We start from the raw sequence: 15,143 nt of genomic DNA on the forward strand, positions 1-15,143 counted from the left end.
TGCGTTCAAGAGCCGCAGGTCGCACGCAGAACCGGACAATCGAGGACAGGAGGCAGTCGTGGCCGCAACGACCCTGCCGGGTGGCGGGACCCCCGGCGAGCCCGCCACGCCCGCGCCGAAGAAGCGTGACCGCACCCATTACCTCTACATCGCCGTCATCGGCGCCGTAGTGCTCGGCATCGCGGTCGGCTTCATCGCGCCGGGCGTCGCCGTGGAGCTGAAGCCGCTCGGCACGGGCTTCGTGAACCTCATCAAGATGATGATCTCGCCGGTCATCTTCTGCACGATCGTCCTCGGCGTCGGCTCCGTACGGAAGGCCGCCAAGGTCGGCGCGGTCGGCGGCCTGGCGCTCGGCTACTTCATGCTGATGTCCACCGTGGCCCTCGCCATCGGCCTGGTCGTCGGCAACATCCTGGAGCCCGGCTCCGGCATGCACCTGACCGAGACGGTCCGGCACGCGGGCCAGGCGCAGTCCGAGGGCGGCGGCGAGTCCAGCTCGGAGTTCGTGCTCGGCATCATCCCGACCACCCTGGTCTCCGCCTTCACCACCGGTGAGGTGCTCCAGACCCTGCTGGTCGCGCTGCTGGTGGGCTTCGGGCTCCAGGCGATGGGCCGCTCGGGCGAGCCGATCCTGCGCGGCATCGGCCACCTCCAGAAGCTGGTGTTCCGCGTCCTGTCCATGATCATGTGGGCCGCGCCCGTGGGTGCCTTCGGCGCCATCGCCGCGGTGGTCGGCGAGACCGGCCTGGACGCCCTGAAGTCCCTCGCCGTCATCATGGTCGGCTTCTACGTCACCTGCCTGCTCTTCGTGATCGTCGTCCTGGGGTCGCTGCTGCGGCTGATCGCCGGCGTGAACATCTTCTCGCTGCTGAAGTACCTGGGCCGCGAGTTCCTGCTGATCCTCTCCACCTCCTCCTCGGAGTCGGCGCTGCCGCGGCTGATCGCGAAGATGGAGCACCTGGGCGTCAGCAAGCCGGTGGTCGGCATCACCGTCCCGACCGGCTACTCCTTCAACCTCGACGGCACCGCGATCTACCTGACGATGTCCTCGCTGTTCGTCGCCGAGGCGATGGGCAGCCCGCTCTCCATCGGCCAGCAGATCTCGCTCCTCGTCTTCATGATCATCGCCTCCAAGGGTGCCGCCGGTGTCACCGGCGCCGGCCTGGCCACCCTGGCCGGCGGCCTCCAGTCGCACCGCCCCGACCTGGTCGACGGCGTCGGCCTGATCGTCGGCATCGACCGCTTCATGAGCGAGGCCCGCGCGCTGACCAACTTCGCCGGCAACGCGGTCGCCACGGTCCTCATCGGCACCTGGACCAAGGAGATCGACAAGTCCCGGGTGAGCGAGGTCCTGGCGGGCAACCGCCCGTTCGACGAGACGACCCTCGTCGACGACGGCCACGGCCCGGCAGCCGAGGACGACGCCGACGTCCCGCAGCCGCGCCCCGAGGGCGACAAGGCCGCCGTCTGACGCGTTCCGCGCCCCGCCACGAAGGCCCCCGCCGCATCACGCGGCAGGGGCCTTCGAAGTTCGCGATCTTGTACGGAATTTCTCGATTGCGTCTCAAGGCGTCGCGGGCGGGAAACGAACCCGTGGCGGGACTGTCGCCGGACGCTGTGAAGCGGCAGAGTCGGCAGGGCCGGCGGGAAGCCGCCGGTGAACGGGGGTACGGGGGATCACGGGGGAACGGGGCCCGCCGGCGGCAGACGCCGGCGGGCCCCTTTCTTGTGCGTACGAGCAGGGGGTGCGACACCGGCCCGCAAGCACGTCGGTACGGCCGTCAGCCCTCGGGGCGCAGCCAGATCGTGGCGAGCGGCGGCAGCACCGGCGCGATCGAGGCGGAGCGGCCGTGGTACGGCACCGGCTCGGACTTCAGCTCCCCGGTGTTGGTCACGCCGCTGCCGCCGAACCGCTCCTCGTCGGTGTTGAGCACCTCCCGCCAGGACGGGACGTTCTCCGGCACGCCGAGGCGGTACTCGTGCCGCACCACCGGCGAGAAGTTGGCGACCGCGAGCAGCGGGTCGCCGGCGGCGTCGTAGCGCACGAACGAGAGGACGTTGTCCTCCCACGCGCCGCCGTCGATCCAGGCGAAGCCGCCCGGATCGGTGTCCCGCTCCCACAGCGCCGGGGTGGCCGCGTACTGGCGGTTCAGTTCACGGACCAGGTCACGTACCCCCCGGTGGTCGGGCGCCGCGTCGTACGCCGGGTCCAGCAGCCACCAGTCGGGGCCCTGTTCCTCGGACCACTCGGCGCCCTGGGCGAACTCCTGGCCCATGAAGAGCAGCTGCTTGCCCGGGTGGGACCACATGAAGCCCAGGTACGCGCGGTGGTTGGCGCGCTGCTGCCACCAGTCGCCGGGCATCTTCGAGACCAGCGCCCGCTTGCCGTGCACGACCTCGTCGTGCGAGATGGGCAGCACGTAGTTCTCGGAGTAGGCGTACACCATCGAGAAGGTCATCTCGTTGTGGTGGTACTTGCGGTGCACCGGCTCCTTGGACATGTAGACCAGCGAGTCGTGCATCCAGCCCATGTTCCACTTCAGGCCGAAGCCCAGACCGCCGAAGCTGCCGGGCCCGACGTGGTGCGTGGCGCGGGTGACGCCGTCCCAGGCGGTGGACTCCTCGGCGATGGTCACCACGCCCGGGCAGCGCCGGTAGACCGTGGCGTTCATCTCCTGGAGGAAGGCGACCGCGTCCAGGTTCTCCCGGCCGCCGTACTGATTGGGCGTCCACTCGCCGTGCTCCCGGGAGTAGTCCAGGTAGAGCATCGAGGCGACGGCGTCCACGCGCAGCCCGTCGATGTGGAACTCGGAGCACCAGTAGACGGCGTTGGCGACCAGGAAGTTACGCACCTCCGTGCGGCCGTAGTCGAATTCGAGGGTGCCCCAGTCGGGGTGCGCCGCGCGCGCCGGGTCCTCGTGCTCGTACAGCGTCCGCCCGTCGAACTCCGCGAGCGCCCAGTCGTCGCGCGGGAAGTGCGCCGGCACCCAGTCCATGATCACGCCGATGCCGGCCCGGTGCAGCGCGTCGACCAGGTACTTGAAGTCGTCCGGCGAGCCGAGCCGGGCGGTCGGCGCGTAGAAGCCGGTGACCTGGTACCCCCACGACCCGCCGAAGGGGTGCTCCGCGACCGGCATCAGCTCCACATGGGTGAAGCCGAGATCCTTGACGTACGCGGGCAGCTGCTCGGCGAGTTCGCGGTAGGTCAGGCCCGGCCGCCAGGACGGCAGATGGACCTCGTAGACGGACAACGGCGCGGTGTGCACCGGGCGTTCGGCCCGGCGCGCCATCCACTCCGCATCGCTCCACTCGTGGCGCGAGACGTCGACGACCGAGGCGTTGGCGGGCGGGCACTCGGTCCGCCGGGCCATCGGGTCGATGCGCAGCGTGTGGCTGCCGTCCGGGCGGGCGATGTCGAACTTGTACAGCTCGCCCTCGCCCAGCCCCGGCACGAACAGCTCCCACACGCCGGTGGAGCCGAGGGAGCGCATCGGGTAGACCGTGCCGTCCCAGTAGTTCATGTTCCCGGCGACGCGGACGCCCTGCGCGTTCGGCGCCCACACCGTGAAGCGGGTGCCGGGCACGCCCTCGTGCTCCATGACCCGGGCACCGAGCGCCTGCCACAGCTCCTCGTGCCGGCCCTCGCCGATCAGGTGCAGGTCCAGCTCGCCGATGGCGGGCAGGAAGCGGTACGGGTCGTGGACGGTCACCTCGTGGCCGTCCGGGCCCTCGCCGTAGGTGACCACCAGCCGGTAGTCGGGGATCTCCGGCAGCGGCAGCACCCCGGCGAAGATCCCGTCGCCCTCGTGCGGCAGCTCGGCCCGCAGCCCCTCGGCGAGCACGGCCACCGAGGTGGCGTACGGACGCAGCGCGCGGAAGAGGACCCCGCCGCCCACCGGGTGCGCGCCGAGCACCGCGTGCGGCTCGTGGTGCGTACCGGACAGCAGCCGGCCGCGGTCGGTGTCGCCCAGCGGATCCGCTGGCAGCACACCGCCCCGGCCGCCGGGCGACGTGGCGCCCTCGGGCCCGGAGCCCGCCGGCCGGGCGGTCCCGGCCGTCCGGGCGGCGGCCGGATCGGCGGGGGCGCCCTGCGCCGCCGGGATCCGCGCGGCGGCGGCCTTCGTGGCCGGGGTCCGCGCGGCGGTGACCTTCGCCCTGCCCGCCGCCGTCTTCCCGGCGCCGGTCTTCCCGGCATCCGTCTTCTTCGCGGCGGTCTTCTTCGTGGCGGCCTTCCCGGCCGCTTCGGCCGTGGTCTTCTTCGCCGTGGCCTTCCTGGCCGTGGTCTTCTTCGCGGCGGTCTTCTTCCGGGTGGCGGGCTTCTCGGCGGCGGCCCCGGTGGCCGGTTCCCCGACCGCCGGGGCTTCGGTCACCGAGGTACCGGCCGGCTTCACCTCGGTGGCCGGCGCGTCGGGCGGCTCGGCACCGCCGCGGGCCGGCTTCGCACGTGAGGTCTTCTTCCGCGCCGGCTGCGCGGGGGCTTCGGCGGCCGCCTCCGCCTCCGGGCCGGGCCCGGTGCGCCGGTCCGGCGGCGCCTCCTGCTCCCCCTCCGGCCGGGCGGGGGCCGGCAGGAAGGTGTGCGGTACGTCGGCGTCGGGCGCTGCGGCGGGGTCGGACGAGGGGCGGGACGGCGGACGGGGGGTCACGGGAGGAGCCTCCTGGCGGGGCGGTCGGGCGGTCGGGGGATCGAAGCGCTGTGCACGGTGGTCAGCTGCGGTCCTCGGGCGGGGCGGAGGCGGTGAACGACGGGTCGCCCTCCTCCGGTTCCGTGTCGGCGTAGGGGTCGGGCCCCGCGCCCACATGGGGGTCGGTCGTCAGGTGCGGGTCGGTGCCGAGGTGCGGGTCGGCACCGGCGAGCCGGCGGACGGCGGCCATCGGGATCGGCAGCCAGTCCGGCCGGTGCCGGGCCTCGTAGAGCACCTCGTACACGGCCTTGTCGGTCTCGTACGCGCGCATCAGCTCCGGAACGGAGTCCGGATCCAGGCCGCCGGCCTCGGCGTAACCGCGGCAGAACGCGGCCCGTGCGCGCCGCGCCCACTCCAGCGACCAGGCGTCGCCGCCGCCGGGGCCGCTGCGCGCCGCGTAGTCGAAGGACCGGAGCATAGCGGCGACGTCGCGTACCGCGGGCTGGACATCGCGCCTTTCCGCCAGCGGCCGGGCCGGCTCGCCCTCGAAGTCGATGACCGACCAGCGGCCCTCGCCTGCGGTGCGCAGGGTCTGGCCCAGGTGCAGGTCGCCGTGGATGCGCTGGGCGTCGAAGGCGCGGCCGTCCTCGCCGAGGGTGGTCAGCGCCTGGAAGGCGGCGCGCAGCCGGTTGCGGTACGGGCGCAGCGCCGGGACGGCACGGGCCGCCGCGTCCAGCCGCCCGGTCATACCGGCGGCGATCAGCTCCAGGTGGGTGCGGCGCAGCTCGGTGGTGGGGAGCGTCTCGGCGAGCGCGGTGTGCACCTCGGCGGTGGCGTGGCCCAGCGCCCGCGCCGAGCCGGTGAAGTCGGCCCGTACCGAGAGGGCGTTGAGGGCGAGCTGCCAGCCGTCTGCCGAGCCGTTCAGGAACGGGGTGAGCACGCCGAGAGTGATCGGTTCTGCGGCGTGATGGCGGGGGCCGTCGGCCGGCTTCACCGGGCCCGCCGCCGATGACTCGAACCAGGCCACCGGCGGCGGCACCCGGGAGCACTTGGCGCGGGCCAGCGCCAGCGGAAGTTCCAGGTCGGGGTTGAGGCCGGGGGAGGCCCGGCGGAAGACCTTCAGGATGTAGGCGTCGCCGAACACCACCGAGGTGTTGGACTGCTCGGTGGTCAGCGGCCGCGCGGTGAGCCCGGAGGCGACCGCGGTGTCCGGCGCCACGGTGAAGCGGAGCGCGCCCAGCTGCCCCGGCACCCGGAGCCGTTCCAGCAGGAGTGCGCACAGCCGGGGGTCCAGCAGCGCGTCGTAGACCGTCCGTCCGGCCAGCGGTCCTTTGTCCGGGCGGCCGATCAGGGCGTGGGCGAGCCGCGGCGGCAGGGTGCCGTGCACGCCGAGCAGCAGCTGGTAGCAGTCGTCGTCCTCCGGGGTGCGGGCCGGCGGGCCGGGCTGCCGGGCGCGGACGAGGAGGTGCAGTATTCCGGGCGCCGCCGACCCCTCGACGGGCAGCAGTTCGGCGGCGGAGACCAGGTCGAAACCGGTGACCGGGCGGCCCTTTCCCGCGAACCACCGCTGCCGTGGCACCCATTCGCGCAGCAGGGGGACGAGCGAGGGCAGCAGCCCGGGCGCGGCGGTGACGGGCGGCCGGTGGTGCCGGCCTTGCAGAGCACGGGTCGAGGCGGTTTCCGACATGACGTCGCGTCCTTTCCCCGGGCACACGACAGCTACGGCAAAGTGTCCCGGAATACGGCCTTTACTGTGGGGCGGTGCGGGACGTGTCGGGCGAGGATCGTCCGTACGGCAGCGGAATCTGCGGCAGGTGTCCCCACGCCCGCAGGCTCGGCGCGAGGATCGTCCGGCCCGTGCGGCAGTAGGGAGACTGCCCGGGCGAAAGGTCGAAAAACACCCGAACACGCCTTGCGTGCATGTACGGGCGGGTAATTCACGCCCCCGACGCGGCCGGGCGGCCGGCGCGACGGGCCCGTACGCGGCGGTGAGCGGGCGCTCCTTGCGGGGCGCCCGCATGGCACCGGCCCGCGATCCCGGCCGGCACTCGAACATCTTTCCGGCTAGGCCACCGCGTCCTTGCGCAGCCGGAACCAGTAGAAGCCGTGCCCCGCGAGGGTCAGCAGATAAGGCAGCTGGCCGATCGCGGGGAAGCGCACGCCGCCGATCAGTTCGACCGGATGGCGGCCGTCGAACGACTGCAGGTCCAGCTCGGTGGGCTGGGCGAAGCGCGAGAAGTTGTGCACGCACATGACCAGGTCGTCCTCGTATTCGCGGAGGAACGCCAGGACCGCCGGGTTGGACGACGGCAGTTCGGTGTACGTGCCCAGGCCGAAGGCCGGGTTCTGCTTACGGATCTCGATCATGCGCCGGGTCCAGTGCAGCAGGGACGCCGGCGAGGACATCGCGGCCTCGACGTTGGTCACCTGGTAGCCGTGGACCGGGTCCATGATGGTCGGCAGGAAGAGCCGTCCGGGGTCGCAGGAGGAGAAGCCGGCGTTGCGGTCCGGCGTCCACTGCATGGGGGTGCGCACCGCGTCCCGGTCGCCGAGCCAGATGTTGTCGCCCATGCCGATCTCGTCGCCGTAGTACAGGATCGGCGTGCCGGGCAGGGAGAGCAGCAGGGCGGTGAACAGCTCGATCTGGTTGCGGTCGTTGTCCAGCAGGGGCGCGAGCCGGCGGCGGATGCCGATGTTGGCGCGCATCCGCGGGTCCTTGGCGTACTCCGCGTACATGTAGTCGCGCTCTTCGTCCGTGACCATTTCGAGGGTCAGCTCGTCGTGGTTGCGGAGGAAGATGCCCCACTGGCAGCCGGACGGGATCTCCGGGGTCTTGGCGAGGATCTCCGAGACCGGGTAGCGGGACTCGCGGCGCACCGCCATGAAGATCCGCGGCATCACCGGGAAGTGGAACGCCATGTGGCACTCGTCGCCGCCGGACTCCGCGTCGCCGAAGTAGTCGACCACGTCCTCCGGCCACTGGTTGGCCTCGGCCAGCAGCACCGTGTCCGGGTAGTGCGCGTCGACCATGGCGCGCACCCGCTTGAGGAAGGCGTGCGACTGCGGGAGGTTCTCGCAGTTGGTGCCCTCCTCGGCGTAGAGGTAGGGCACGGCGTCCAGCCGGAAGCCGTCGATGCCCAGGTCCAGCCAGAAGCGCAGCGCCGAGATCATCTCTTCCTGGACCGCCGGGTTCTCGTAGTTGAGATCCGGCTGGTGGGAGAAGAAGCGGTGCCAGTAGTACTGCTTGCGCACCGGGTCGAAGGTCCAGTTGGACGCCTCGGTGTCGACGAAGATGATCCGGGCGTCCTGGTACTGCTTGTCGTCGTCCGCCCAGACGTAGTAGTCGCCGTACGGCCCTTCGGGGTCGGTGCGGGACTCCTGGAACCACGGGTGCTGGTCGCTGGTGTGGTTCATCACCATGTCGATGATCACCCGCATGCCGCGCTGGTGCGCGGCGTCCACGAACTCCACGAAGTCGGCGAGATCACCGAACTCCGGCAGCACCGAGGTGTAGTCGCTGACGTCGTAACCGCCGTCCCGCAGGGGGGACTTGAAGAACGGCGGCAGCCAGAGGCAGTCGACGCCCAGCCACTGCAGATGATCCAGCTTGGCCGTCAGGCCCTTCAGGTCGCCGATGCCGTCCCCGTTGCTGTCCTGGAACGACCGCACCAGGACTTCGTAGAAGACGGCCCGCTTGAACCAGTCGGGATCGCGGTCCTTGGCCGGAGTGTCCTCGAACGTGTCGGGGACGGGCTCATTGACGATCAATTGGGTGACCCTCCGATCGGTGAGGACGGTCGCAGGGACAGCACGTGCGCGGGCGCAATGCCACTGCCCGGCTCCAGGCGCACATAGTTGTCCCTGCCCCAGTGGTAGGTCTCGCCGGTGAGCTCGTCGCGCACCGGTACGGACTCGTGCCGGTCGAGGCCGAGCTCCGGCATGTCCAACGACACCGTCGCCTCGTGGGTGTGGTGCGGGTCCAGGTTCACGACCGTGAGCACCACGTCGGCGCCCTCGCGCTTGGAGTAGGCGAGGATCGCGTCGTTGTCGACATGATGGAAGTGCAGATCACGCAACTGCTGGAGTGCCGGGTGGCGGCGGCGCAGCCGGTTGAGTGCCGTGATGAGGGGAGCGATGCTACGGCCCTCACGTGCCGCTGTCTGCCAATCCCGGGGACGCAGCTGATACTTCTCCGAATCCAGGTACTCCTCGCTCCCGTTTCGTACCGGAGTCCCCTCGCAGAGCTCGTATCCGGCGTACACCCCCCACGTCGGGGAGAGCGTCGCCGCGAGCACCGCGCGTACCTCGAAGGCCGCCCGGCCGCCGTGCTGGAGGTACGCGTGCAGGATGTCCGGGGTGTTCACGAACAGGTTCGGCCGCATGCAGGAGGCCGAGTCCCGGGAGAGCTCGGTGAGGTACTCGGTCAGCTCGTGCTTGGAGTTGCGCCAGGTGAAGTAGGTGTAGGACTGCTGGAAGCCGACCTGCGCGAGGGTGCGCATCATGGCGGGGCGGGTGAACGCCTCGGCCAGGAAGATCACGTCGGGGTCGGTGCGGTTGATGTCCGAGATCACCTTCTCCCAGAACACCACCGGCTTGGTGTGCGGGTTGTCCACCCGGAAGATGCGGACGCCCTTCTCCATCCAGAAGCGCAGCAGCCGCTCGGTCTCCTTCACCAGGCCGCGGAAGTCGGCGTCGAAGGCGATCGGGTGGATGTCCTGGTACTTCTTCGGCGGGTTCTCGGCGTACGCGACGGTCCCGTCGGCGCGGTGGTGGAACCACTCCGGATGCTTGTCCAGCCATGGATGGTCCGGGGAACACTGCAGGGCGAAGTCCAGCGCGACCTCCATCCGCAGGTCCCGCGCGGTCTGCACGAAGTGCGCGAAGTCCTCGAAGGTGCCCAGGTCCGGGTGGAGCGCGTCGTGGCCGCCCTCGGCCGAACCGATGGCCCACGGCGAGCCGACGTCGTGCGGGCCGGCGGAGAGCGTGTTGTTCGGGCCCTTGCGGTGCGTCGTGCCGATCGGGTGGACCGGTGGCAGGTACACCACGTCGAAGCCCATCGCGGCGATGTCCGGCAGCCGCTCGGCCGCGGTCCGGAACGTGCCGCTGACCATGGTCCCGTCGGGCGCCTCGTACGCCCCCTCCGAGCGCGGGAACAGCTCGTACCACGAGCCGTACAGCGCCCGGCGCCGCTCCACCAGCAGCGGCATCGGCCGGGAGGCGCTGACCAGTTCGCGCAGCGGATACCGGCCGAGGGTGTCCAGCACCTCGGGGGTGAGCGCGGCGGCCAGCCGGGTGGCGGCCGGCAGGTTCTCGTCCCGCAGCGAGTCGGCCACCCGGAGGATCGACTCACGCCCCGCGGCCTTCGGCACCCCGCCCGCCGCCCGCTCGTGCAGCGAGGCGCCCTCGGCGAGCACCAGATCGGTGTCCTGGCCGGCCGGGATCTTGACCTGCGCGGTGCGCCGCCAGGTGGTCACCGGGTCCGACCAGGCCTCCACGGTGTACGTCCAGCGGCCCTCGGCGTCCGGGGTGATCCGCGCGCCCCACCGGTCCGTGCCCGGCGCCAGCTCCCGCATCGGTGTCCACGGCCCGCTCCTGCCGTTCGGGTCGCGCAGCACCACGTTGGCGGCGACCGCGTCATGCCCTTCGCGGAAGACGGTGGCGGACACTTCGAAGGTTTCGCCGGTCACCGCCTTGGCCGGGCGGCGCCCGCAGTCGATCTGGGGACGGACGTCCAGGACGGGAATGCGACCGATCATGGGATCACCTGAGACTTGGGACACTTTGCGGGGTGTTGTCCTTTGTATCTCCGCGGCGGGCTTACGGGTTGCGGGCATGAACGGTCCTGTCGCCTTTCACTCTGTTGGAGGTGCGCAGGGCGGGACACGCGAGGGGGGCACGCAGCGAGGGTTCCGACTGAGCCTTCCCACGCGCCGCGGCCGGGCAATCCGCCCGCGGATGAACTACTCGTACGTAACAGTGCACGTCGATCAAGACGGACGTACCGGCCGCGCGGCATGCGGACAGCAACGGACCGGCCCCGCCCTCGGGCGGAGCCGGCCGTGGTGCCGGTCCGGAAGGGACCTCCGTCAGGAGCCCTCGACCCGGAGCAGTCGGTTCGGTGAGCCCAGGGCGCTCTTCACCTGGCCCGCCGAAGCCCGGCCGACCAGCGCTTCCCCCACCTTCTGCGGGGTCGCCCCCGGGTGGTCCGCCAGGTACAGGGCGGCGGCACCCGCTGCGTGCGGCGCGGCCATCGAAGTGCCGGAGAGCGTCTTCGAGGCCGCATTGTCCGAGTGCCACGCCGACGTGATCCCTACACCGGGTGCGAACAGGTCCACGCTCGGGCCCCAGTTGGAGAAGTCCGCGCGGACGTCCTTGCTGCTGGTGGCGCCGACGGTGAGGGCCTCCCGCACCCGGCCGGGCGAGAACAGGTCGGCCGGCAGGCCGTCGTTCCCGGCCGCGACGGTGAACGTCACCCCGGCCCTGACGGCGTTGCGCACCGCCTGGTCGAGCTGCGGCGAGGCCATGCTGCCCAGGCTCAGGTTGGCCACGGCGGGCTTCTGGGCGTTCTTCGCCACCCAGTCGATGCCGGCGATGACGTTTTCGGTGGTGCCCGCCCCCTTGGCGTCCAGCACCCGTACCGACACGACGCGGGCCTTGTCGGCGACGCCGAACGTCCTGCCCGCGATGGTGGCGGCCACATGGGTGCCGTGGCCGTTCTCGTCGCTCGCGTCCGCGTCGTCGCCGACGAAGTCCCACCCGCTTCTGGCGCGGCCGCCGAAGTCCGCGTGGGCGGTGCGCACGCCGGTGTCCAGCACGTACACCCGTACCCCTGCGCCGCCCGCGGCGGGTGCGGTGTAGGACTTGTCCAGCGGCAGGCTCTCCTGGTCGATCCGGTCCAGCCCCCAGGACGGCGGGTTCTTGCGGGTGCCGCCCGCAGCCGTCGCCGCGCTGCCCGCCGCCGTGCCGCCCGCCGTCGCCGCGCCGCCGTCCGGGGCCGCCACCGTGTCCGTCAGCCGTACCGTGCGGTTCTGGCTCACCGCCGCCACGGCCGGGTCGGCCGCGAGACGCCGGGCCTGGGCCTCGTTCGCCCGGATGGCATAGCCGTTGATGGCCTTGTGGTACGTCCGGCGGATCGACACCCCGTACTTGGCCGCCAGGCCCTTGCCCGCCGCCGAGCGTGCCTCGACACCCCGGGCGCCCGCCTTGAGGGTGACGATGTAGCTGCTGCGCACCGCGCCGGCCGCCCCCGCTCCCAGGATCCGGCCCTCGGGCGGCGCGGCGTGGGCGGGCAGCGCGGCGGCACAGAGCAGGGCCGCCGAGGTGGCGGCCGTACCCCCCGCCGCCAGCCGTCGCCGGGCTATTCGTGTCCAGGCCATGTACGGAGTTCCCCTCTTCAACTCGACAGGCGGGCAAGGGTGTTGCCGTTCCGTGGCGCCGGCTGCCGCGCCGCGCTCCACCGACGCCATCCTGCAGCCTTCCGTGGGCCCGGAGTCCGTACAAGAGAGGACGAGGGGGCGGAATCGGCCATATCGGGTGAGCGATGCGTGGCGAAGGTTGCGGTGATTTCTGGCCGGATTCCCGCGTCCCGCCCGTTCCCCGCGCCCGGCGGGGCGCCCCCGGCCCGCCCGAAGCCGCGCTCCACGGCAGGCACCTCGGCCAAGCGGCGTACACCCCGACCGGCAAGAGGCGTACGGGAGCACACCTGGCGCGAGGGGCGGGCCTTTCGAGCGGTTGTCCGCGGCACGGGCCGCGCGCTGTGGTTGCCGCGGCCGAGCCGCCGCTACGGTCGGAGCGTGAAGGCCATTCGTCGATTCACCGTGCGCCCCGTCCTTCCCCCGTCCCTGCGACCGCTCAGCGAACTGGCGCGGAACCTGCGCTGGTCCTGGCACACCGAAACCCGCGAACTCTTCCATGCCCTGGACCCCGAGGGCCGGCAGCGGCCCGGCTCCGACCCGGTCCAGCTCCTCGGCACCGTCACCGCCGAGCGCCTCGCCGAGCTCGCCGCCGACCGCCGCTTCCTGCGCCGCCTCACCGCCTGCGCCGACGAGCTGCAGGACTACCTCGCCGGCCGCCGCTGGTACCAGTCCGTCGACGGCGCCCTGCCCGAAGCCGTCGCCTACTTCTCACCCGAATTCGGCATCACCGCCGCACTGCCGCAGTACTCCGGCGGCCTCGGCATCCTCGCCGGCGACCACCTCAAGGCCGCCTCCGACCTCGGCGTCCCGCTGATCGGCGTCGGGCTGCTCTACCGCCACGGCTACTTCCGCCAGACCCTCTCCCGCGAGGGCTGGCAGCAGGAGCACTACCCGGTCCTCGACCCCAACGAGCTGCCACTGGAGCTGCTCCGCGAGGCCGACGGCAGCCCCGCACAGGTCTCCCTCGCCCTCCCCGGCGGCCGGCGCCTGCGCTCGTACATCTGGCAGGCCCGCGTCGGCCGCGTCCCCCTGCTCCTCCTCGACTCCGACGTCGAGGAGAACGGCCCCGGCGAGCGCCAGGTCACCGACCGCCTCTACGGCGGCGGCAGCGAGCACCGGCTCCTCCAGGAGATGCTGCTCGGCATCGGCGGCGTACGGGCGGTCCGTACGTACTGCCGGCTCACCGACCACCCCGCCCCCGAGGTCTTCCACACCAATGAGGGCCACGCCGGCTTCCTCGGCCTGGAACGCATCCGCGAACTGTCCGAAGAGGACGCCGGCGGGCTCGATTTCGACAGTGCCCTGGAAGCCGTCCGGTCCGGCACCGTCTTCACCACCCACACCCCGGTACCCGCCGGCATCGACCGCTTCGACCGCGAACTGGTCGCCCGGCACTTCGGCCCCGACGGCGAGCTCCCCGGCATCGACGCCGCCCGGATCCTCGGCCTCGGCATGGAGAGCTACCCCGGCGGCGAACCCAACGTCTTCAACATGGCCGTCATGGGCCTCCGGCTCGCCCAGCGCGCCAACGGCGTCTCCACGCTGCACGGCGGGGTCAGCCGGGAGATGTTCGCCGGACTCTGGCCCGGCTTCGACGCCGACGAGGTACCGATCACCTCCGTCACCAACGGCGTGCACGCGCCCACCTGGGTCGCCCCCGAGGTCTTCCGCCTCGGCGCCAAACAGATCGGCGCCACCCGCACCGAGGACGCCCTCACCGTCGGCGGCTCCGAACGCTGGTCGGCGGTGGCCGACATCTCCGACCCCGCCATCTGGGACCTCCGCCGCACCCTGCGCGAACAGCTGGTCACCGAGGTACGGATGCGGCTGCGCGCCTCCTGGCGGCAGCGCGGCGCCGCCACCGCCGAACTGGGCTGGATCGACCAGGTCCTCGACCCCGACGTCCTCACCATCGGCTTCGCCCGCCGCGTGCCGTCCTACAAGCGGCTCACCCTCATGCTCCGGGACCGCGACCGCCTCATGGAGCTGCTGCTCCACCCGGAGCGCCCGATCCAGATCGTGGTCGCCGGCAAGGCCCACCCCGCCGACGACAGCGGCAAGCGCCTCGTCCAGGAACTGGTCCGCTTCGCCGACGACCCGCGCGTCCGGCACCGCATCGTCTTCCTGCCCGACTACGGCATGGCGATGGCGCAGAAGCTCTACCCGGGCTGCGACATCTGGCTGAACAACCCGCTGCGCCCCCTGGAGGCCTGCGGCACCTCCGGCATGAAGGCCGCCCTCAACGGCGCACTGAACCTCTCCGTCCTCGACGGCTGGTGGGACGAGTGGTACGAGCCGGACTTCGGCTGGTCCATCCCGACCGCCGACGGCACCGCCACCGACGAGGAACGCCGCGACGACCTCGAAGCCGCGGCCCTCTACGAACTCCTCGAACAGCGCGTCGCGCCCCGCTACTACGAGCGCGACGAGGCGGGCGTACCGCACCGCTGGGTCGAGATGGTCCGCCGCACCCTGGTCACCCTCGGCCCGAAGGTGCTGGCCGGGCGGATGGTCCGCGAGTACGTCGAGCGGCTCTACGCCCCCGCCGCGCACGCGCACCGCGCCCTCACCCCGGACGCCGCGCGCGACCTCGCGCGGTGGAAGGCCCGGGTGCGCGAGGCCTGGCCGCGGGTCGCCGTCGACCACGTGGAGACCGGCAGCGCGGCCGCGCCCGCCAACGGGCAGGCCGAACTGGGCGGCACCCTGGCGCTCCGCGTCCGGGTCGCGCTGGACGAGCTGGCCCCCGAGGACGTCGAGGTGCAGCTGGTCTCCGGCCGGGTCGACGAGTCCGACCGGATCGCCGACCCGCTCACCGCGGCGCTGAAGCCGGCCGGCGGGCCCGACCTGGAGGGCCGCTGGCTCTACGAGGGACCGCTGGTGCTGGACCGGACGGGGCCCTTCGGCTACACCGTCCGCATCCTCCCCGCCCACCCGCTCCTCGCCACCGGCGCCGAAATGGGGCTGATCGCGACCCCCTCGGAGGCCACGGGCGAAGCGGCCGGGGTGCTGCTCCGCTGACCCGGTACGGCGCCGTGCCACGGACGACCCGGCACGGCGCCGTACCGCGAAGCCCCGCCCTTCCCGGCACGCCCCGCCCGCGCCGTCC

7 protein-coding genes are annotated in these 15,143 nt (G+C 72.2%); 2 read left to right on the top strand and 5 right to left on the bottom strand.

What is annotated here, in order from left to right:
* The first annotated feature begins 58 nt into the window (after positions 1 to 58).
* Positions 59 to 1,471 (top strand): cation:dicarboxylate symporter family transporter, encoded by a 1,413-nt coding sequence (locus ACZ6WH_RS32375; RefSeq protein WP_469732919.1) that lies wholly within the window; start codon positions 59 to 61, stop codon positions 1,469 to 1,471.
* 310 nt (positions 1,472 to 1,781) lie between these two features.
* Here the strand turns inward: ACZ6WH_RS32375 and glgB are convergent, their stop codons facing one another.
* The 5 genes from glgB to ACZ6WH_RS32400 all read right to left on the bottom strand — a co-directional run bounded on the left by glgB (position 1,782) and on the right by ACZ6WH_RS32400 (position 11,998).
* A complete protein-coding gene (gene glgB, locus ACZ6WH_RS32380) occupies positions 1,782 to 4,643 on the bottom strand; it encodes a 1,4-alpha-glucan branching enzyme (protein ID WP_469732921.1) in 2,862 nt (953 codons plus the stop codon).
* 61 nt (positions 4,644 to 4,704) lie between these two features.
* Complete coding sequence (locus ACZ6WH_RS32385; protein ID WP_469732923.1) at positions 4,705 to 6,309, bottom strand: maltokinase N-terminal cap-like domain-containing protein; 1,605 nt, start codon at positions 6,307 to 6,309, stop codon at positions 4,705 to 4,707.
* A 377-nt stretch (positions 6,310 to 6,686) separates the two neighbouring features.
* Positions 6,687 to 8,390: a maltose alpha-D-glucosyltransferase gene (gene treS / locus ACZ6WH_RS32390; RefSeq protein WP_469732925.1), complete on the bottom strand. Its 1,704-nt coding sequence runs from the start codon at positions 8,388 to 8,390 to the stop codon at positions 6,687 to 6,689.
* Positions 8,387 to 10,378, bottom strand: a complete 1,992-nt coding sequence (locus ACZ6WH_RS32395; protein WP_469732927.1) for an alpha-1,4-glucan--maltose-1-phosphate maltosyltransferase — start codon at positions 10,376 to 10,378, stop codon at positions 8,387 to 8,389. The genes treS and ACZ6WH_RS32395 overlap by 4 nt, the downstream gene beginning before the upstream one ends.
* Positions 10,379 to 10,708: 330 nt before the next feature.
* Complete coding sequence (locus tag ACZ6WH_RS32400) at positions 10,709 to 11,998, bottom strand: S8 family peptidase (protein WP_469732929.1); 1,290 nt, start codon at positions 11,996 to 11,998, stop codon at positions 10,709 to 10,711.
* Between the two features lie 417 nt (positions 11,999 to 12,415).
* Between ACZ6WH_RS32400 and glgP the strand changes: the two genes are divergently transcribed.
* A complete protein-coding gene (gene glgP / locus ACZ6WH_RS32405; RefSeq protein ID WP_469732931.1) occupies positions 12,416 to 15,055 on the top strand; it encodes an alpha-glucan family phosphorylase in 2,640 nt (879 codons plus the stop codon).
* The last annotated feature ends 88 nt before the right edge of the window (positions 15,056 to 15,143 follow it).

The sequence above is a fragment of the Streptomyces sp. NPDC050806 genome (assembly GCF_055586425.1).

What these genes read in the sequence shown, in the direction of transcription:
- ACZ6WH_RS32385 (WP_469732923.1), bottom strand. Translation starts at nt 6,309, where the DNA reads ATGTCGGAAACCGCCTCGACCCGTGCTCTGCAAGGCCGGCACCACCGG.
- ACZ6WH_RS32395 (WP_469732927.1), bottom strand. Translation starts at nt 10,378, where the DNA reads ATGATCGGTCGCATTCCCGTCCTGGACGTCCGTCCCCAGATCGACTGC.
- ACZ6WH_RS32400 (WP_469732929.1), bottom strand. Translation starts at nt 11,998, where the DNA reads ATGGCCTGGACACGAATAGCCCGGCGACGGCTGGCGGCGGGGGGTACG.